This window comes from Rickettsia sp. Oklahoma-10, assembly GCF_039954865.1.
GTDB lineage: Bacteria > Pseudomonadota > Alphaproteobacteria > Rickettsiales > Rickettsiaceae > Rickettsia > Rickettsia oklahomensis.
In genome coordinates this window covers 347,052-368,396 of record NZ_CP157197.1, presented here as the reverse complement: position 1 = coordinate 368,396, position 21,345 = coordinate 347,052, and the positions used below count along the sequence as shown (strand labels likewise).

The following is a 21,345-nucleotide window of genomic DNA, read 5'->3' as shown; positions in this document are numbered from 1 at the left end:
TTGCTTTAATTATATGATTTATAGACATAATTACAATAATAATGTAAGATTAGCAGTGATCTAGTTATAAAAATGCCAGTATTGATCCTAAGATTACGTTTAAATTGGGTTAATTTATATAAAGAGGTAGGTAATACAGGGAAAGTTGTGGCTACACTTATAGTATTTCGAGATTAACTTTACACAAATGGTATAAAGGTGTAGATGGATTACATAATTTAAGCAGAAAACTACATACATTTCCTTTTTAGAAAGTAACTGATATAACAGATCAACAAATACTAGTTTTAAGAAAAGCAAGAAAGTTAGAAGTAAGATGTATTCAGAACAAACTAAAATGTCCACATAGCATTTCGTTTTCTAATTATGAATTTCGGCGTTGGTACAATTATTGTTCTTATTAATAAGAATTTTTAATTATAAGTAATTATAAAAACATTTTTTCTAAAGATAATACTAAGAAGCTATCTTTTTAAACCAATTAGACCAGTAAGTTCTGTGGAAAATAGGCATTTTAGTAGAGTTCTTCTCAAACTCTACTTACTATAGGTAATTTGTGCATCGATCTGATAATTACATTCTTGTACACTACTTATTATGTCTTCTACAAATTCCTTTCTATAAGCTCATTTGACAAGATTTCTATTAATGTTTGCAATCTTAATGTTAAAATTAAATACTACTTGTCCTCCTATAAGAGTGGGTTTTATAGATTCTATATTGATACTAATTTCTGTGATTATTGGTTTGTAAAGAGTTTATCCATGTAAATTTGTCACATAATATTTATAGATAAATACACCAAAAAATAAAAGCAATAATCATACAGTAAAAACTGTAAAAATATGCTAAACTTTCTAGTAGTAGTTACTATTAAGCAAACACAAAAAATGATGAAATTTGTTGTAAATGAAAACTCAAAATCAATTACTATACCCTATAAATAAAACGAACAACACACTCAATATTTAAATTATTATATTCTGCTTCCAAAGTTATTTCGAAACATTCTATTTCAACTAGAAATATAATATACTATATATTATATCCATAATATTTTCAATATGAGAACCAAATTTTCTTATAATTAAAAGTTAAACTCATATATTGCTTTTTATTAACTTATTTATTACAATACTCAACGTTTTTTATTTATATTAATATATTAATTTAAACTGAGGTATTTGTATGAGTAAGTTAATAGAACAAAACCCGCTTAAAAAATCAAGATTTTTAAAATATTCTCTGCTTGCCTCCATCTCATCAGTAGGAGCAATAATGACAGTACCTTTTGAGGGTATCGCGAGTAGTGAACATATTAATTTAAATGTTATTGAAAGAGGAGATAATGGTTTATTACCACCTGTAATAAATAATAAATTTGAGCGTGTTAAGTCTTTTGGTACTGCTGATAATAAGAGAAAAAGGCCTCCTACTAGAAGGAAAACATTAGTAGGTAATGAAACAACAGAACAAAATCAAAATACTTATAATCCTGAACCGACAGAGCAACCTACTGTTAGCTCAACTTCAAGTAGCTTTGTCACTGCACCTAACACCCCAAGTACTACACCAATATTTTTAACTCCGTCAACATCACCGGAACATATTTATACTACAGCACCTGGCACTCAGTATGAACCTACCACGCATGCTACTCCAAATAATCAACATGCAGTAGCAGGTCATAAACAGTTCAACCCAGCAGCAGTACAAAGAAGATTATCGTTTAGTGAGCCACAACAGATAGGGCAAGCTATTACAACGATTAAACCCGTACTTCCTCCAAAACCAACCACACTTGAAACTACAGCAGGAATTATAAATCATATATCTAAGTATAATGAAAACGCAAAAAGCAAGTTAAGTACGATAATAACAGCTATTGAAACATCAGATAAAAAAGTTAAACAAGCAGCACAAAAGATAAAATCAAGAATAGCCTCTGACCAGAAAAAAATACAAAAAGTAGAGTCACAAGCAAAAAATATAGAAAAAGAAATAAGAATATTAGTTAAGGCAAATACAAGTCTACAAGATGGTAACAACGGGATAAAAAGTGATAATGAGCGAGCAAAACACAAAACACAAATAACAAAAAATATAGAAAAAATAAAGCAATTTGAAAAAAAGTTAACAGATAAAAAAAATGAAGCAGATAAGTTATCTCAAGAAATAGATAGTTTAGTAAATGAATTAGTTTTAACAAAACCTCAAGAAAAAGCTCCGGTTACAGAGACAACGATAGCTGGACCATTCTTAAATCAGCAAAGAAAATTGGATGTGTTTAATCAACAGCAGAGAGTCAATGCTGTTAGAAAAGCTGTAGTTGATAAAAAGAAAGCGCAAGCAGAGCAAGTAAAAAGAAATAGTGCAGATACGAAAAAACTCATAGCTCAAATAAAGCAAGCTCAATTAGAACAAAATCAACAACATATTGCTGAAGAACGCAAAAGAAAATTAGATAAACGCGAAACAATAAAGATTGAAAATAAATCAAAAGCAGATAAAGTTAGAAAAGAAAAAACCTTGTTGCAGAAGATAAAATTAACTAAAACTGAAGAAGAAAAGAAAACTGCTAACGACAAAAAGGTTAGAACCATAGCAGAAAAGACAAGAAAAGAAAGAAATAAACAAGCAGAAAAGGCTGAAGAGATAAGAAATATAAAATTGACAGTTTCAGAGCAACTGACACAAATGTTGGATTATAAGAAGAAAGTGCAGGAAGCGGAAAAAATAGAAGCAAAAAATAAAGTATCAGCAAAAATAAAAAAAGAACTAAAAAATATAGAAAAATTAGTAAGTAAGGCAGAAAAAACAGTAAGTGATTTAGAAACAGAAACAAGTAGAACAGCATTACGAGCAATGCAAGATAAAATGAATGATTATTCTAAACAATTATATAAGATAGAGGATAAGATAAAGTTATTAACTCCTGTTGTTTATAATTCTAAAGATTCTATTTATAAGCAGCCGCCAAAAGCGAAGCCAGACATGCTATTAACTAGTCGAATTCAGGGAACTTTAGGCAAGCAACTTGATGAGAAAGATGGGTACTTAGTCCCAAACCAAGCTCATTCACAAATTTATACAACAGTGTTGCCGGATCAAACAGTAGTAGACCTTAAAAGTATGGATTTAGGCTTTGTAAGTTTAGGTAAAGAAACAGATACAGATGTTGGATTTAATCCAAGTTGGGGTGAAGGTACATATTTACAAGTTGGAAAAGAACCTTCGTCTGAAGTGGCTGCTTTGAAAGCTTTAGGGTATCAAGATAATATTAATCAGCAATTAGATACAATTGCTAGAGCAGATAGTATAGAACATCCTATATTATTTCAGAACCTATTAAAAGATTTAGAAAGAAAAAAGCAAGAAGCTCAGCTGGTAGCAGAGCAAGCTATTGTACATGTAACACATAATCCAAATGATAATAAAGCAAAAGAGCAAGCAGCATTAGTGAGCAAATTATTGGAAAAATATAATACGGATATAAAATTAGTTAAAAAAGCTTTAGAGGATAACAAAGAAAATAATAGAAGAAATAATAATATACAAAAACCATTAGAGCACTTAGATCCAGTACTTGAAGCAAAGCTTGTACCTCTAAGAGAATATGATGCTGTACCTGAGGAATCTCAAAAATTAATTGCTTCTAAGAGAGATACGGAAGGACAATACTTTGTACTTGAAGATAACCCAAAACCTGAGAAATTAACTATAGAGCATATGGCGCCACAAAAAAAACAGTCACAATTAGAACAAGATATAGAAGCCATAGATTCTTTATTTCAATCTGCTATATATTCAGACACAGGATGCTCAGAGTTATCACGCTCATCTTCAGTTGACAACATAAACAGTGTATCTAGTGGTATTGATTCGAATGATTCAACAACATCAATCAGAAATAAAATAGCTGTTTTGCAGGCATATCAAATAGCAGTAACGGTTAAAAGGCAAGAACTAGAACAATTACCAAGTACAAGCTCAGGAGTTGATCAAACTTCTCAGCAAATTAAAGAGCTAAAAGAAGAAGAACTAACTATGCATGATATTATAAATGCATGTATAGCAGATCCATCAAAATTAAATAATGTTTCTCTTGAAGAAATAAATGATGCACTTAAAAAAGTGAGTGCAGGGAGTTCCAGATCAGTTATTAATATTCTTGAATCTAAAGACCTGGAAGATCCTGACTCTACTTTGGATGCAACATCACAGAAAATGTTAAGTTCAAACAATGATGATACAACTATAAATTCTTTGCAATCAGAAGAGAAACAATCATCAGAAGATGAAGAGTCAATAGACACAGGTATTCAAAAAGCAGAAGATAAAGGATTACCTGCTACACTACCTATATCAAGTAATGAGTATAAATTAATATTAAGTGATGATAGTGAAGATGAAGATAACGATTATGACTCAGGAATAGGTTCAGAATCTGAAGATAACGATTATGACTCAGGAATAGCTTCAGAATCTGAAGACAACGATCATGACTCAGGAATAGGTTCAGAATCTGAAGATAACGATTATGACTCAGGAATAGCTTCAGAATCTGAAGATAATGATCATGACTCAGGAATAGGTTCAGAATCTGAAGATGAATTAGTAGATCAATTACCTGATGACTCTAGAGAGGATAATCTTACAACAACAGAATTTGATACAGTTACTTCTCTTAAACAGGAAGTAATAGAAGAAGCAAAAAAGAGTATTGCAGCAATTGCTCCTACCCTTAATCAAGGAGTTCAAGTCGTTAAAAATATAAGTAAGTCTATTCTTAGTGCAAGGTTAGATTCCTCTGAAGCTCTTAATGCCGTTGCATCCGGTGATGAAGAAGATTTTCGTATAAAAAGAGGTTTATGGATTCGTGGTATGTACGGCACTAATAATCATGGACGTGTTGACAATATGACCGGTTATAGAGGTATTAATAAAGCTGCTACTATCGGCTTTGACATTGAAATCGATAATAATATTGTAGGTATAGCTTATAGTAATGTTTATTCAGTATTTAAATTTAAAAATAGTAAAAATAATGACAAAGAATTTATTAAGAGTCATGTAGTTTCTATTTACGGACAAAAAGAATTACCGAAGAATTTTTTAGTACAAGCCTTAGTATCTGCTTCTAAAAACTTTATTAAAGATAAGACGACTTATTCATACGGTGGTATTAAAATTAGAAGTAATGTAAAGCATCGTAATCATAGTTATAATGCGGAAGCATTACTAAATTATAATTATCTTGTTAAAAACAATCTCATTATTACTCCAAATATTGGCTTAAGATACGGCAAGTCACGAGACGGGGTATACAATGAAACTGGTATTAATGTACAAGAAATAGCTCTTACAATGAAAGAGAATAATATATTGTCCGGAATTGTTGGTACTAAAGTTAAAGTACCTTTGAAAGATGCTTTAAAATTTCATAATTTAGGGCTAATATTCCAAGGAGCTGTAGAGCATAATTTTAAAGAGAAAACCCAAAGAATAAATAGAGTTGTTAAAATATTTGATAATACATTCAAGCAAAATTATCTAATACCAAAACAAGCAAAAACATCCTATAATTTAGGAGCAGGGGTTATGGGAATTATAAAAAATACTACTATTTCTTTGGATTATAATTATTATCTAAATAAACATTATCGAAGTCATCAAGGTAGCATTAAGCTTAAGGTAAACCTATAATTTTTATACTTGCAATATTTGCAAAGGTGTTGTATAAAACACCTAACTTACTTTCACCCGTGAGTAAATCACGGGATGGCAAGCTTTTAATGCATCTACCTGTTTACTTATAAAATTAAGGCCCCTTCGTCTAGCGGTTAGGACACCACCCTTTCACGGTGGGAACACGGGTTCGAGTCCCGTAGGAGTCACCACTCTCTATTTTCCATAAATGTATTACCTAAATAATCTAATTTTATAATTAGAACTTGAAATTCAAAAAAACATTAAAAATAATAGTTGATAACCTTTAATTCATAATGCTTCATGGTTAAAACAATAAATTCTAATTAGAGCTATACAATACAGCTAATAAAATCTTATGAAATATATTTATTAAATAGTTTTTTTCAAAAAAAATCCAGTTAACTATTCTCAAAATATATAAGTGACGATTAAACAGTTATAGCATGTCTAGATAAGAATGATCCTTTATTTATTCATCTTAATCTTAGCAATAGGTATCTGAACCAAGAGCAGTTAAGTGGGAACTCGCAAGCAAAATCCAAAGTAATAATTTTATTAGTAATGTAAGCTGGAGTAAAACGTCTAACGCTTCTATTGATCTTGTAAAAAAAATTGAAATTACAAAATTATAAGCATCACCCTAATGAATTTGTGTATGGTTTATTTAGTTTACATGTTTATTATAGATCCTATGAAAATGATGAAAAGATAAGAATTCACAATGAACAATTAGAAGATTAAAATATTTAATGAGCCTAAAATAGGAAGATATTACGCAGCATATATATAAAGTTAAATAGTATTTGCTCATTGTGGTTACTATATTTGAAAAATTAGAAATTTGCTCAAAACTAATTCACTGCTTAAAGCTCATCATTTTAAAAGTGTTTTAGCTGACAAATGATAGCCACAAGCGGGATCATATTAAGCTATAAAGGAAATTATTCAATACGCTGAAGAGAATAATTATAATCTATCTTTTAGCAGTTATTTATTAGATACTTGGTTTGCAGAGTTTATTTTATGTTTTGCTCATCAAAATTTTAATTACTTAAAAGCAATAACTTTTGATAATCCGGGTTCTGCAAAAATTATGGATATACTTAAATATTCATAGTCATGAAACTGATTTATATTTAAGAAACAACTAATTTATCTGTACCAAATTTTGTGAATATTTGTAATCTGCATATTCACAAAGTATATAAATTATTTCCTAAAATTACTGCAGCTGAAATATAGCAGTAAAATAATAAATACATTAAATATATATATATTTACTTACTTGATTCAATGTTATATAGATCCTAAAACAGGTAAACCTATAAAATGTGAGGAAATATTAGATTGGTCTTACATAAAAGTAAGAACCTAAAGATGACACATTAGTTAAGAAAACAATAAATTAAGATACTTGAGTTTATACCTGTTAATAATATAATTAAATTTGGCAAGTAAATTAATACATTGTCTATAAATCACATATTTAATACGTAATTCCCTGCCTTCCAATGAGCTTTTTGTATATCTTTATGTTATTCCCGCGTATACTGCGGGAATCCATAATCAAACAGCATCAATGCTATTAGTTATTAAAACTAATAAATTGTTGCTGACCATAATAAAGAAATAATATCACTTTCTGCCAATAATTAGAACCTTTAAACTTAAAGTCAGAGTTCATACAGCTATACCGCCAAGACGGTTTTCCCTGATATAAAGATTGACTCCTGTTACTGTGCCTTTATCGCTAGGACTCTTCATATGAATCTAAGTACACGGCAAACCATAATCTTTTTTAGTAATTATAGTGTTTTCTCACCTACTGCAACTGCTATCATACTTACCCCACCTGGGTGATATTAATGTTAGAAGTTACTGATTCATGTGTAACAGGCACTACAGATAGTGTTCCTTGTTCTGCTAAATGCTATACCGTTTCTTTTTCTTTATTAGGTGAGATTTGCACTAAGTTTGCTACGAATTGCTCTTGTTTTGTTTTAGCGTTTATAGCTGTACCATCACTACTGCTACTTTACAACTTCTTTAAGCTCAACTTTATTATTTACTAATTCCTGAGCAAGTTCTTACCATATGTTTTCTCTCTGATCACTTCTTGACGTGCTTCCAGTACCTTAAGGTCTTACGATACAGTAGGAACAGCAACATTAGAAATAACATTTTTGCTAGTTCCAGCTTTGGTGGTGTAACTGCTACTTAAACTTGTAGGCTCTGCTGCTGAGCCTGAACCTGCACTTGTGCATTAATTGGTAAAGTTAAAGTTTTCTGTACCTGTATCATAATTAATGACCTACAGGAGCAAACTTAGCGCTATGAACCGTGAAAAGAGAGCGAGACCGCCACTTCATCTGCGAAAGTACAACATTAACAGTAGTTGTGATATTTGTAGCGGCTACAGCAACAGGTACATTATTTAATCGGTGCCTACATCAAAAATTAACTTGAGTCCCTTGAATATTTTTATGCAGATTGTGGAACATGGTTACCTGTAAATATTAGCTTCTTTATTCTTTTATTTACTGCACCGACACTGTAAATATCAGGAGTATGTATATTAAGTTACTTTACCTTGATTAGCATTTTATATAGTAATATTACCGATGAAATCCTTATTGAATTTTTTACCACGACCTGTAAAATTCTAAAATTACCGGCATTTTCATTGTCTGTTATCAATAGCATACATATCAAGTTTTTTATTCAAATATAATATCTATTGACTGCTACTTTAATTGTCTTTTATACATCCCTTTTACATGTAGTTTTCTTGCCGGTTTCAATATTCATTTCAGCAATTCTTGTTCTTATACCTATATCCACACAGTATTCTTGTTATCCTTGCACTTGAATTTTACCATAACCATCCTCAATACTTCCAAGCTTATCAATAACAATCCCAGATTAAACATTTATATTTTGTTTAGAAGAATCTACGATTAGTACGGAATTTTTTCCAGCATAATATCTCTAAGAATGAACATGCGGATTTTAAAGTGATTGATTCATAATAATCTACTTACATTAGACAAATACTATTATTTTAACATTAGTTTTTTATTTTTATTATTCCTCTAGCAATACCGTTAGAATATTATTGTGTAGTATTTACCGTAATGTTTTTGAAGAAAGAGTTTAGTACCCTCCTCCTGCTATTTCTAAAAAATCAACAGAACTAATATCATACTGGTAATAATTAATTCAGAACCTGTACACTGGAACTGTCATTTGGGCTTAGTGGTTATTAATATTAACTGTACGAGTGGATTATTTACATGAATTACAAATCCATCTGAACTATAACCGTAAAGATTATTAATATTACCTATACTAATACTTATATATCAAAATCTATTTTCTGTTAAAATAATATTATTGACATTTTGTAGAGCATAATTACCTCCATTATACTGTAGGAAACCCTGATTCCATTAAAACATGTCCTCCATGGCAGAAGTATCTACTGTAAAGCTTTTTATGCTTGAAAGTAGACCAAATACTAATTGTTAGTAATAAAAATTTATTTAAAAAAGTTTTTTCTTAATAAGATCTCATCACTATAAATTGTTGTTTTTAATAGTTTTACCACTTAACTTACTTGCATATTATAGTTTACATACAATAATTAATTTACTCTCAATTAATATCTATTAAATATTAAATTTATGCAATTTAAGGGAATAAATTGTTTAGGTAGGGTTATGGTACTTGTTTTGTGGGTTAAAAAATTCATTCAGTTATCATACCGTGGCTTGACTACAGGTATCCACCTTTATAATATTAATATTTTAAACTGGATCCCATGAATGAGTGTTTTCGTTGCATAGCTCATAATTTCATTTTCGCGAAAGCAGGAATGAAATCGAACGTGTTTTTCAAGCAATGTAATAGCAATTTATTTATAATCTATAAAGCTCATCTTGTAATTCTTGAGAAAAGATATCCTCATCATCGTTAGAATCATTCGATTTCTTAAGAGAGTTTTTAAAATTATTAAAGTCTCTATTTTCAAATATTTCAATAGATTTGAAAGTCTCGTTTGGAATTATAAATATAATATTTTTACTTAATTTATCTAAATAATCAGTGGTGACAGAAACTTTCAGCACCCCTGAATATTTGCTCTGTTTGCTACTTACTATAAAATCTTTTAAAGATTTACTTTTAAAATAATTTTCAGAAGTAAAAATCATTGTTATAAAAAATAGTACTACCGAGATAGTAACACCTACGGCAAATCCTACTAACAGCCCTAAGAATCTATCAATAAAACCGTTTCTCATAAACGAAATTATAGCAAGAAATTTATAAAATATAAAAACACATAAAATTAAAGAAATAACATAAGATATAACACCGGCAATAATTATTCTTATAACCTCATTGTCCATATATTTCCCAATTAATTCAGCAATATATTGATATAAGAAATATGCTATCATTATAGAAGTAATAAAACTGAGTATTCTAGTTAAAAACCCAATTATGCCTTGATATAACCCAAAAAATGAGCAAATAGTAATAATAGCAAAAATAGTAATATCAAAAAATGTAATCATTATTGTTAACTTCTATTGAATATATTTGATTTATATCTTATATATTAATTATAATAATTAAAGTTTAATTTATGAGTGATAAAATTTTTCATAACTTATCCGGTAAAACACTCGTTGCTACACCATATGTGATTACAAAGGGCATTTACCATAAGTCATTAATTTATATGTTATCACATACGGAAGAAGGAGCAATAGGATTAATTTTTAATCGTTTAGTAAATCACATAGATTTAAAATCATTTTTTAAAATAAAAAATGATGAAATAATAAACCCTGTTATGGTTCCTATATATCTTGGTGGACCAGTAGAACATGAAAAAGGGTTTTTTCTTCATTCTAGCGATTATAATAAAAATTTGTTATTGGATTTCCATAATGATTTAGCAGTAAGCTCTAATTTAGAAATTTCGGAAGATATAGCTTTTGGTAAAGGACCTAAAAATAGTTTATTCATTGTCGGTTATACCGCATGGAAATCTGGACAGCTTGAAGAAGAATTAGAAAAAAACTTATGGCTGGTTATGGATTGCAATAAAGAATTTATTTTTGCTGATAATCCTGAAAGTAAATGGCATAATGCATTAAAGCACTTAGGTATTGATGAAACACATTTCTCATCACAAATAGGCAATGCTTAGATAACGTCATTGGGCATTGCTCATATGTTACTTCCTGCAAATTGCAAAAACAGGAGTCACCACAGTCAAAAGCACAAATACAATTGGGTTTAATTTAAAACTAATATGACTAAACTGCCTCACTTTTTTCTTGGTTTCCACTTTTATCTAGAAATGACGTTTTTATTTAATCAATATTTTTCGGTAAGCCTAAGCAATAATGCTTTAAAATTTTCCCTTACTACTAAATTAAATACACAAAGTTAGAATTTTGTGTAATTCATATTTGTTTATTTTCATATCGAATATTTTTAATATATAAACTACATTTAGTTTTTGTTAGTTCTCATATCATAAATAATTATTGAAATAAAACTTATTCTTGTCTAAAAATCATCTTCTAATATGTTTTAACTATTGTAATATCTAAACTGTGATATTTTTATTTTTTAGCTAAGTTGATTTTTTTGAGTTAACCTTAAAGTTAAATTATAAAAACAACTGTTTCGAATAATTAACATGGTACTCAATTTGCAAGAAACAGAAAAATCTGTTTTTGAAATATTAGAACCGGTTAAGCTAATAATGAATATGAGCAAAAATAAAAGCTATAGTTATTTTAAGACTATAAAGAGAATTAAAACATTCTAACTAATCTTTTTAAAGATCAAAATTAGGAGTTTAAGAGTAATAAAATAACAATAATTTAGCACAAAGGTTTAGTAGTAATATAGAAGAATAGTCAGAAGATGATTCATCTGTTGATCTATACAATACAAAATATAATCTCCTTCATAATAGAAGAAATACAGCTCATTCATAGAATATAGCTACATTTTCTAAAGAAAATGTAGCTTTTTTAGTCAATTATAATTATGATACAGAAAAAATATCTCTTAATAATTATTTAAATAGAAAAGTAGAAATTAAGTTGCTGATATAAAAATAAGCTATATTTAACAATGAATTAGATTATGACAAATAATCAGTTTTCTGAAGATACCAAAAAAATTGCCGATCAAATAAAAGATGCATTAATGGGTATTAGTGATGATCTTGTGGTTGAGAGTAAAGAGGTAGAGGAAATTTTTGAAGAATTAAGCCAAAATGAAGAATTTGAGTATGAGATAGAGCGAATACTTGCTATCTTAAACGAACAAACTATGGATTTGATTCAACTGCAAAGCCGAATTATCTTATTAATCCGTAAGTATTTAGGTAAAACTAGAAACTTTAAGCTTAAAATGCTTAAAGTGAATGAGAAGCACATTAACAAGAATGTTGCCGAAGTCAGTAATTATTTAATGCATCAACATTCTAAAATAGTTAGAGATGCTAATAAACACCTTGCAAACCCAAAAGATCAATTGCAAGGTTTAACCAAACAAGCTAGAATAAACTTAAAGCGTTTATTAAAAAGCTTTGCCGTTTATCAAATTTATATGTTTATGAACCCAAAAAGAATAGCAGGCGAAACGAAGCTAATGAACTTTGCCTATAATATGATCAAAGGTGGAATGAAACTCGCTCAAAAATATGAAGGTGGCAAGGAAAAAAATATTAAATCATATTCACCTAAACTTATTAAAAAGCTTGAAAAAGCTCATGCCAGTTTTAAAAAAAGCAGCAGTATATCAATTTAACTATTCTTCTCTTCTTTCTACTAAATGAAAAATATTTTTCTGCACTCCTTAATTTTTGAGAATTATCGTAATTTTAAAAATCTTGAACTGAAAACAGATAATACACCTATAATTCTTATCGGGGAAAACGGTAGCGGTAAAACCAATATTTTAGAAGCAATATCGCTGTTTTATCCAGGAAGAGGGCTCCGATCAGCTAAACTTGCTGATATATGTAAAACTTCAGAAGATCATTTCTCTATTAAAGCTTTATTACAAAGTAAATTAGGGCTTGCAGAGCTCACTACACAATTCAAGCGTAGTTCAAATAGAAGAATAACCGAATATAATGAAAGTAAAATAGCCAATAACGAGTTAAGTAAATTCACTAGTATGGTATGGTTAACTCCGCAAATGGAAGGAATTTTTACAAGCGGAACTGTAGAAAGAAGAAAATTCCTTGATAGAATAGTTTATAATTTTGATCCAAAACATGCAGAATTAGTGTGTAAGTATGAATATTACATGCATGAGAGAAATAAAATTCTAGCAGAAGAAATACAAGATTATAATTGGCTGAAAATCATTGAAGAAAAAATGGCTTATATTTCTAACCATATTGCTGTTAACCGCTTAAAAACCTTAGAATTTATGCAGCAAGCAATAGATGATCTTGAAAACGAGTTTCCAAAAGCCAATTTATCGATTGATGGCATTGTTGAACAAAAAATATTAGACGGTGAAGAGAATATAGTTAGTGTTATTACGGCAGAACTTTATAAAACAAGAAGCAAAGATAAATTAACCGGTCGTACTAGTTTTGGAGTTCATAAAAGTGACTTTCTAGTGAAGCATAAAAAGAAAAATATATTAGCAAAACTCTGTTCTACCGGTGAGCAGAAAGCCATATTAATTGCAATAATTCTTGCTGAAATGAATTATGCTATAAAGCTCACTAAAATAGCACCGGTTTTACTTTTGGATGAAGTCTTTGTGCATCTAGACGGTAAAAGACGTGATTATTTAACTGGATTTTTTACCTATTTAAATTTACAGTTATGGATTACCGCTACCAATTTAGAAAGTATAGAAAATTTTGCAAGTAAAGTACAATTGATTAAATTATAATTATGATCATTTAATTTGTATTATTTTCAAATAACCTAAATTAGCATATTCTACAATTTTTGATCATAAAGTAAAAATATGCATTAACTGTTCTAGCAACAGCTATAATAAATCTATCTGCCAGATCTTTATATTTATAATGAAGCAAAAGACAACTTTGTATTAAAATTAAAACTGAAATGTCAATTAAATTTATAAATGTATTGCTTAATCTTTTGAAACTGCTTAAAATTAACTTTTAATTTATGTATCTACTATGACAAAACAAACCAATAAAATATCCTATGACGAAGTACCTTATCCCCCATTTACTTTCAGTTATACTGCTCCGTCACATTTAAGAACTATCGGCAAGCTATTTGGGCTAAATCCACCACCTCTTGAAACTGCTAAAATACTTGATATCGGTTGCGGGGTTGGAGTTAATATACTTAACTTTGCTGAAACATATCCTAAATCAAATTCTCTTGGTATTGATTTATCCAAAACACAAATAGAATTAGGCAAAAAAATTATAGGTGATTTAAAAATAAAAAATGCTGAACTAAAGGCATTATCTATATTGGACCTCGATGAATCATACGGTAAGTTTGATTACATAGTTTGTCATGGTGTATATTCGTGGGTACCTGAAGAAGTACAAAATAAGATATTTGAAGTTTGTAGTAAGCTGCTAAATCCAAACGGTATAACTTTTATAAGCTATAATACTCTGCCTGGTTGGAATATGCAGAGAACAATACGTGACATGATGATGTTTCACTCAGAACTTTTTAATAATAGCCATGATAAGTTACAGCAAGCTAGATTACTTTTAAATTTTATCAATGAATCATTAGAAAGTTCTACAACGCCTTATTCTAGCTTTTTACGTGACGAAACAAAATTATTATCTGCATATAATAATTCATACGTATTACATGAATATTTAGGTGAAATTAATACAGGTATATATTTTCATCAATTCATAGAAAAAGCGCAAAAAAATCATTTAAATTACTTAGGAGATGCGTTGCTTGCTTCAATGTTTATCGGTAATTTACCTGCTAAGACAGCAGAAAAGCTACAAACTATTAATGATATTGTCCGTACTGAGCAATATATGGATTTTATTACTAATCGAAAGTTCCGCTCTACATTGTTATGTCATAAGAACATACCTATAAATAGAAAAATTGAATTTAATAATTTAAAAGATTTTTATACTAGCCTTAATATTAGACCGGTAACTCTGGAAAAAGATGCTGATTTAACTAACGAACAAGAAAATCTCAGCTTCTATTATGAAAATTTACCTGACCCTTTTATTTCAAGCACTTCACCAATTATAAAAGCCATTTTATATGTATATGCTGAAAATATTAGCAATCCAATAAGTTTAGAACAAGTAGCAAAAGAAGCTTTAAAAAAGCTTGATAAATATCGATTGCAAGATTTCCTATCTGCACTAGAGCAACATTTTATCAAATTAATTTTTCAAGGTTATCTAAAAATATTTGAGACCAAACCACATACTATAGCTACTATCACTAAAAAACCTAAAACCAGTGAATTTGCAAGATACCAAACACAACAAGCGCAGTTTAATAATGCAACTAATATGTTTAGTATTACTAATAGACTTAATGATATGATAGGTATAACATTACATGAAAAATATATTTTAGAAATGTTAGACGGTACTCATAATATTGATGATATTAAAAAAGAAGTTCTTGAAAAGATTAATTCAAAACTCTTAACTGCTCGCGATAATAAAGGACGGGAAATAACTGATCCAAAATTGTTAAAAGAATTTATTGACTATATAGTTACTTTGTCTCTTGAGAAATTTCGAATAAACTATCTTTTAGTAAGGTAAACCAGTATGATTTTATGTCGCCCGCCACAACTTGATAGCGGGCTTCAGTTAAAATACTAAGATTATGAGTACTTTAAGATCCCGTGGTCAAACCACAGAATAACCTGAAGCGTGTTTTTGATTCATGCGCAACGATGCATACTCACTAATGACAAAAAGTGCAACTATGCTACTAATTTTTCACGTAATACTTCAACTAATTTATTAATTGCTTCGGTTGGATGTATGTTTTCAAGGATAGCAAGTTCGCCTGCAAGTCTATTTAAAGCTGATTCATAGAGTGTTCTTTCACTGTAAGAACGATCGTTATCGACATTTTTATGTAAGTCGCGTAATACTTCAGCTATAGCTACAATGTTACCTGAATTAATTTTGCCTTCATATTCTTGTGCTCTTCTGCTCCACATTCTATTCCCTTGTTTTGGTTTACCTTGAAGAATTGAATATATGATATCTAAATCTTTCCTGCTTGCGACTGCTCTAAGACCAACAATTGTAGCCCTATTAACTGGAACTTTTAATGTCATTTTATCTTGAGCAAAAAAAATTACATATACTTTAATTTCAGTACCTGATATAGTATGATATTCTATATTTGTTATTTCACCCACTCCATGTGCAGGATAGACAATTCGTTGTCCTATTTTAAACTCGGATTTCGTTTTATGTTCGGATTGTGTTGTATTTGCCATTATTAATTCCTCCGTAGTGGTTTTAGTGCCTAAGAATTTAATGTTAGACTATTATCTTTCTATAGAATAACATATTTTACTTTTTTTATAAAGTAGATATTTTTATTGAAATAAAATCGATACAATCTATATTTTAAGTAAAGTTAACGTTAATATAAGGTAAGGATAAATATGCGAAGTATTTTTATTGTGCTAGTATTTTTATTGTTTTTGAGTAGCTATTCAGAAGCAAAAGCACAAGATCAGAACCACGGGGAGAAACAAATAATAGAGCAAGAAACCATACAAAATAACGAAACTTCTCAAGAAATAAATCAAGAAGCTGTAAATTCTAAAAATGCAGCTAAATTGATAGTACCTGCTAATGATAGCAATCAGACTAATGAATTACCAACGCCAGATTCACAAGAACAAAAAAATCCTGAAACAAAACCTATTAAAGTCACTTTTAAAGTTGATGACTATGATATGGTTCTCGGTAACAAAAAATCAAATGTTATAGTAGTTGAGTATTTTTCTCCTACATGTCCACATTGTGCTTATTATCATCAGAACATTTTTCCGGAACTTAAGAAAAAATATATCGATACTAATAAAATTGCATATGTGGTTCGTGAATTTATTGGTACTAAACAAGATTTAGATGCTGCAATTTTAGCCCGTTGCAAGGGTGATATAAGTAGTTTTATACAGTTTCATAATATCATATTAAAACAACAAGATAAGTGGGCATATAGCAATAAATACAGAGAATTATTAACAGATATAGGTCAGCTTGGTGGCATTTCTCCGGAAGAATATCAACAATGCTTAAATAGTGAAAAAATTACTGAAATACTAATTGCTAATACTAATTTAGTAGCAAAAGTACCAAAATTTATAGGCACTCCTTCTTTATTTGTTAATGGAGTACAAACCAAAAATTATAGTATAGATAATATTTCTGCAACGGTGGATAAAGCTTTAGATGAGCAAAAGGAAAAAGCAAAAAATGAGATGAATTTATAATTTAATATAATTATGATTGCTATACAAAGTTTAATTTGGAAAAGGAGCGTACATTATATTTAGTAAGTGAGCATTGTAACTTATACAGACGACGTAGCCAATTTTCAAATTAAACGAGCATAGCTGTGGATACAGAAAAACTAAATAATATCAAAGCAAGAATTAAAGAATTAAAAAGTGCTAAACTTTCTAATTCTAAAATTCAGCAAGAAATTAGTCCGTTCACTATCGCTATAGATTTAGTTGCAGGTGCAATGGTAGGTGTCGTGAGTGGAATATTCACAGATAAGTTCTTTTATTCTAAACCTTTATTTCTTATTATATTTACAATAATAGGAATAATTGCTGGTTTTAATATTATAAGGCAAAAAGTAAATAATAAACAGTAAGGAAATGATACATAACCCTTTAATACAATTTGATATCAAAAAATTGATAGAAATCAAAATTTTTGGTTTTGATGTTAGTTTTACTAATTCGAGTGTCTATATGTTACTTGCTAGCATCTTAGCTTTAACTTATTTTTACTTAGCTTTTTATAACCGGAATGTAATACCTTCTAGATTACAAGTAAGTGCTGAAATAGTTTATAATCTTGTAGCTGATATGTTAAATCAGAATATAGGAGTAAAAGGACATAAATTTATTCCCTTAGTTTTTAGTTTATTTATTTTCATTTTATTCTGTAATTTACTTGGTATGACACCCTATAGCTTTACTACTACTAGTCATATTATCATTACTTTTGCCTTAGCAATTTTAGTATTTTTAACGGTAACTATAGTTGGTTTTGTAAAACACAGCTTACGTTTTTTAACTCTTTTTTTACCACACGGTACTCCTTTATGGTTAGCACCGCTAATGATAGTAATTGAACTGTTTACATATTTAGCAAGACCGGTTAGTTTATCTTTACGACTTGCTACTAATATGATGGCAGGGCATGTTTTATTAAAAGTAATAGCCGGTTTTACCGTTTCATTAATGATTTACTTGAAATTTCTGCCAATCCCTCTTATGGTTATACTGATTGGGTTTGAAATTTTCGTTTCAGTACTTCAAGCTTATATTTTTACTATTTTGTCTTGTATGTATCTTAATGATGCTATTAATTTACACTAGACTTCTTACAAAGCTCTACTTCTAGAGGTAATTTGTATGTTGATCCGGTACTTGAATCATCATGTACTTTTGTGTACACTGTGGTTGTGCGCGTCTCCTTCAAATTCTTCTCTATAAGCCAATTTTGTAAGAATTCTTAAATGTTTTTAATTAAAATTGGAATTTCTTATGGATATAGTTTCTTTAAAATTTATTGGTATAGGGTTTATGGCTATCGGTATGTATGGTGCAGCTCTAGGCGTTAGTAATATATTTAGCTCTCTACTTAGTTCAATAGCACGAAATCCTTCAGCTGCAGAAAACTTACAAAGAATGGCTCTTATCGGAGCAGGTCTCGCTGAAGCAATGGGGCTTTTTTCCTTTGTGATTGCTATGTTACTTATTTTTTCTTAAAATGCAAAATAAGATGCCTCAATTTGATATTGCTACCTATTATTCACAAATTTTTTGGCTTATAGTTGCTTTCAGCTTATTGTATATCTTTGTTTATAAATTTATCACTCCAAAAGCTGAAGAAATTTTTAATAATAGACAGACAAATATTCAAGATAATATTACACAAGCTGATACACTGATCTTAGAAGCAGAAAAACTAAATAAATATTATAATGAGGAAATAGAAAAAACAAATACTGAAATAAATAGGCTAAAAAAAGAAAAAATAGACTCTTTAGAATCAGAATTCTTAATTAAGAAAAAGAATCTAGAACAAGATTTAAAAAATTCTATAAATAAAAATATTAAAGATATAAATTTAGCTGCTAAGCAGTTTAGAATTAATAAAGGTGAAGCAATTATAGAACTTGCAGTTCATATTATTGAAAAAGTAGCCGGAACTAAAGCAGATATAGATTTACTAAAAAAAATAAAATAATGAATTTCCTAGATGAAAGCTTCTGGCTTGCAATTAGTTTTGTAATTTTTATATATTTAATTTATAGACCAGCAAAAAAAGCTATTTTAAATTCTTTAGATGCTAAGATTTTAGAAGTCCAAGAAAGAGTTCTAAAAGCTGAAAAGTTAAAAGAAGATGCTACCTTACTCTTTAAACAAGCCAATGCACAAATAAAGCAATTAGAAACTTTACGCTCTCAAATGATAGAAGAAAGCAATGAAATTACAAAAAAAATCATTCAAGAAAAAACTAAAGAAATTGAAGAATTTTTAGAGCATAAAAAATCTAATGCTATGAAATTAATTCAAAACCAAAAATTAATCACAAGTAAAGAATTACAAGATGAATTTTGTGATGAAGTGATAAAACTTGTCTCCAAATATTTTCAGTCAGTTAAGCTTTTAGAGAGCAACATTGCTAAAAATTTTATAGATAAATCTGATTTTTCCCATAATGATGATAAAGTTACATAGCCATACTAACCATTATCTAATAGTTTGTTTAAAATGGTTTCACCTTTCTTCTTCTAGATATTTCATCTCTTTTTAGTATTATCTAATTTATTAGAAGTTAATCCAACATTATTATAGAGTTAGCATATAGCGATGATTACCTTGATATAATTTTTGAAATATTTTTAATGTTTCTTCAAACTCACAAAATATATTTCATTAATGACAATGCTTCTAATCTTTCTTATAGGTTTTTATCTGTGGAATCTACATTAATATTAGCGGTCATAATAATTTATCTTAATTTTTATGCAATTACCATATAATATGATAATTAATATCAATAAAAATTAAATATAGTCATATATTCAAAGAAATTGTATTATCTTACTCAAAAATATATTCATTATAAAAGATGCAAATTATACAAAAAACATTAAAAATTTCTTCAAAAGGATATATAAAAATCTTAAGCCTCTTAAATGAAAAAGGACAATCAAGACTTATAGGTGGATGCGTGCGAGATGCTCTACTTAAAAAGGATAACTACGATATTGATATAGATACTACTTTGATACCAAGTGAAGTAATAAATATTTTGTCTAGAGCTAAAATAAAAACCATCCCGACCGGTTTAAAATTTGGTACGATTACAGCTATTTTAGATAAGGAAAAATTTGAAATTACAACTCTTAGAAAAGATATTGAATGCAACGGCAGGCATGCCAAAGTAGTATTCACAAATGATTTTGCCAAAGATGCTGCAAGACGAGATTTTACTATTAATGCTTTAAGTTATTGTCCCTTTAAGAACGAGATATATGATTATTTTGACGGGTTTAAGGATTTACAACAGGAAAAGGTTGTATTTATAGGGAAAGCTCTGGATAGAATTAAAGAAGATTATTTACGAATTCTACGCTTCTTCCGTTTTTCTAGCTATTATGCTAATCAGCTTGATAATGAAGGGTTAAAAGCATGTCAAGCTTTAAAAAACGGCTTAAAAACTTTATCACAAGAGCGAACAAAAAGTGAAATGGATAAAATTATTATTTCAAAAAGAGCAGCACAAATTTTAGAAACTATGTTTGAAATAGGAATATTAGAACTAATATTTTCTATACAAAATTATAAAATAAAATTTTTTGAGCAGGCAAATGATTTTAAATTAGAATTAGCTACTCGATATGCACTCTTATTATATAATCAAAAAGAGTTAAACTTACAGGTTTTTCTAGATTGGAAATTCTCAAAACATGAGGCAATGCAAATACTATCAATAACAAACTTTTTGAATAACACTAAATTTAATATGAAGAAAATTTGGTTAGAAAAAAAGAATTATAAAGAATATTTATTAGCTGCCAGTATAATAGGTAAACTAGATTATTTACAAGTAAAAGAATTTATACATAAATATGATGCAGTGTTACGTCCTAAATTCCAAGTAAACGGTAATGATTTGTTAAATATGAATATAGAAAAAAAAGAGATAGGTACAAAATTAGAATATCTAAAAAATTTTTGGATAGAACAGGATTTTAAACCTAGTAAATTAGAATTGTTACGTGTAATATCATTCCCGCGAAAGCAGAGATCCAGTATTCAAAAGGAGCAAACATGAAAAATAGAAATTACTTTACTTTTTTTAGATTC

The 21,345-nt window shown here is 28.9% G+C and carries 14 protein-coding genes, 1 tRNA gene and 1 pseudogene; 13 read left to right on the top strand and 3 right to left on the bottom strand.

Annotated features, from left to right (window positions below; genetic code table 11):
• Positions 1-1,188 precede the first annotated feature (1,188 nt).
• Positions 1,189-5,706 carry an autotransporter domain-containing protein gene (locus tag AAGW17_RS01690; RefSeq protein ID WP_347939206.1) on the top strand — a complete coding sequence of 1,506 codons (4,518 nt, stop codon included), beginning with the start codon at positions 1,189-1,191 and terminating at the stop codon, positions 5,704-5,706.
• Between the two features lie 119 nt (positions 5,707-5,825).
• Positions 5,826-5,900 (top strand) — tRNA-Glu (locus AAGW17_RS01685).
• Between the two features lie 3,729 nt (positions 5,901-9,629).
• Here the strand turns inward: AAGW17_RS01685 and AAGW17_RS01680 are convergent.
• On the bottom strand, positions 9,630-10,289 hold the full coding sequence (locus tag AAGW17_RS01680; protein WP_347939205.1) for a CvpA family protein: 660 nt from the start codon (positions 10,287-10,289) through the stop codon (positions 9,630-9,632).
• 71 nt (positions 10,290-10,360) lie between these two features.
• On the opposite strand from AAGW17_RS01680, the gene AAGW17_RS01675 reads away from it, so the two are divergent.
• From AAGW17_RS01675 to AAGW17_RS01660, 4 genes are all read left to right on the top strand, one after another.
• Entirely contained in the window at positions 10,361-10,930 is a 570-nt protein-coding gene (locus AAGW17_RS01675) for a YqgE/AlgH family protein (protein ID WP_347939204.1), read from the top strand.
• 953 nt (positions 10,931-11,883) lie between these two features.
• A complete protein-coding gene (locus tag AAGW17_RS01670; protein WP_347939203.1) occupies positions 11,884-12,552 on the top strand; it encodes a DUF5394 family protein in 669 nt (222 codons plus the stop codon).
• Positions 12,553-12,576: 24 nt separating this feature from the next.
• Positions 12,577-13,659 carry a DNA replication/repair protein RecF gene (gene recF, locus AAGW17_RS01665; RefSeq protein WP_347939202.1) on the top strand — a complete coding sequence of 361 codons (1,083 nt, stop codon included), beginning with the start codon at positions 12,577-12,579 and terminating at the stop codon, positions 13,657-13,659.
• A 256-nt stretch (positions 13,660-13,915) separates the two neighbouring features.
• Positions 13,916-15,520, top strand: a complete 1,605-nt coding sequence (locus AAGW17_RS01660) for a class I SAM-dependent methyltransferase (RefSeq protein ID WP_347939201.1) — start codon at positions 13,916-13,918, stop codon at positions 15,518-15,520.
• A gap of 164 nt (positions 15,521-15,684) precedes the next feature.
• On the opposite strand, the gene AAGW17_RS01655 is transcribed toward AAGW17_RS01660, so the two are convergent.
• Positions 15,685-16,212, bottom strand: a complete 528-nt coding sequence (locus AAGW17_RS01655) for a CarD family transcriptional regulator (protein ID WP_347939200.1) — start codon at positions 16,210-16,212, stop codon at positions 15,685-15,687.
• A 171-nt stretch (positions 16,213-16,383) separates the two neighbouring features.
• On the opposite strand from AAGW17_RS01655, the gene AAGW17_RS01650 reads away from it, so the two are divergent.
• The 3 genes from AAGW17_RS01650 to AAGW17_RS01640 all read left to right on the top strand — a co-directional run bounded on the left by AAGW17_RS01650 (position 16,384) and on the right by AAGW17_RS01640 (position 18,342).
• Complete coding sequence (locus AAGW17_RS01650) at positions 16,384-17,220, top strand: DsbA family protein (RefSeq protein WP_347939199.1); 837 nt, start codon at positions 16,384-16,386, stop codon at positions 17,218-17,220.
• 125 nt (positions 17,221-17,345) lie between these two features.
• Positions 17,346-17,609, top strand: a complete 264-nt coding sequence (locus tag AAGW17_RS01645; RefSeq protein ID WP_347939198.1) for an AtpZ/AtpI family protein — start codon at positions 17,346-17,348, stop codon at positions 17,607-17,609.
• Positions 17,610-17,613: 4 nt separating this feature from the next.
• Positions 17,614-18,342 carry a F0F1 ATP synthase subunit A gene (locus AAGW17_RS01640; RefSeq protein WP_347939197.1) on the top strand — a complete coding sequence of 243 codons (729 nt, stop codon included), beginning with the start codon at positions 17,614-17,616 and terminating at the stop codon, positions 18,340-18,342.
• On the opposite strand, the pseudogene AAGW17_RS01635 reads toward AAGW17_RS01640, so the two are convergent.
• Positions 18,341-18,488: pseudogene (locus AAGW17_RS01635) on the bottom strand (palindromic element RPE1 domain-containing protein); the annotation flags it as partial. The gene AAGW17_RS01640 and the pseudogene AAGW17_RS01635 sit on opposite strands and share 2 nt — an antisense overlap.
• 22 nt (positions 18,489-18,510) lie before the next feature.
• Between AAGW17_RS01635 and AAGW17_RS01630 the strand changes: the two are divergent.
• The 4 genes from AAGW17_RS01630 (at position 18,511) to AAGW17_RS01615 (ending at position 21,313) form a co-directional block, all read left to right on the top strand.
• Positions 18,511-18,735, top strand: coding sequence for a F0F1 ATP synthase subunit C (locus tag AAGW17_RS01630; protein WP_347939196.1), 225 nt, complete (start codon positions 18,511-18,513; stop codon positions 18,733-18,735).
• Between the two features lie 13 nt (positions 18,736-18,748).
• The gene (locus AAGW17_RS01625; protein WP_347939195.1) at positions 18,749-19,216 is read left to right on the top strand and encodes an ATP F0F1 synthase subunit B'; all 468 of its coding nucleotides are present in this window, start codon (positions 18,749-18,751) and stop codon (positions 19,214-19,216) included.
• Positions 19,216-19,710 carry a F0F1 ATP synthase subunit B gene (locus AAGW17_RS01620; RefSeq protein ID WP_347939194.1) on the top strand — a complete coding sequence of 165 codons (495 nt, stop codon included), beginning with the start codon at positions 19,216-19,218 and terminating at the stop codon, positions 19,708-19,710. Before AAGW17_RS01625 ends, AAGW17_RS01620 begins: the two co-directional genes overlap by 1 nt.
• Positions 19,711-20,104: 394 nt before the next feature.
• Positions 20,105-21,313 carry a CCA tRNA nucleotidyltransferase gene (locus AAGW17_RS01615; protein ID WP_347939193.1) on the top strand — a complete coding sequence of 403 codons (1,209 nt, stop codon included), beginning with the start codon at positions 20,105-20,107 and terminating at the stop codon, positions 21,311-21,313.
• The last annotated feature ends 32 nt before the right edge of the window (positions 21,314-21,345 follow it).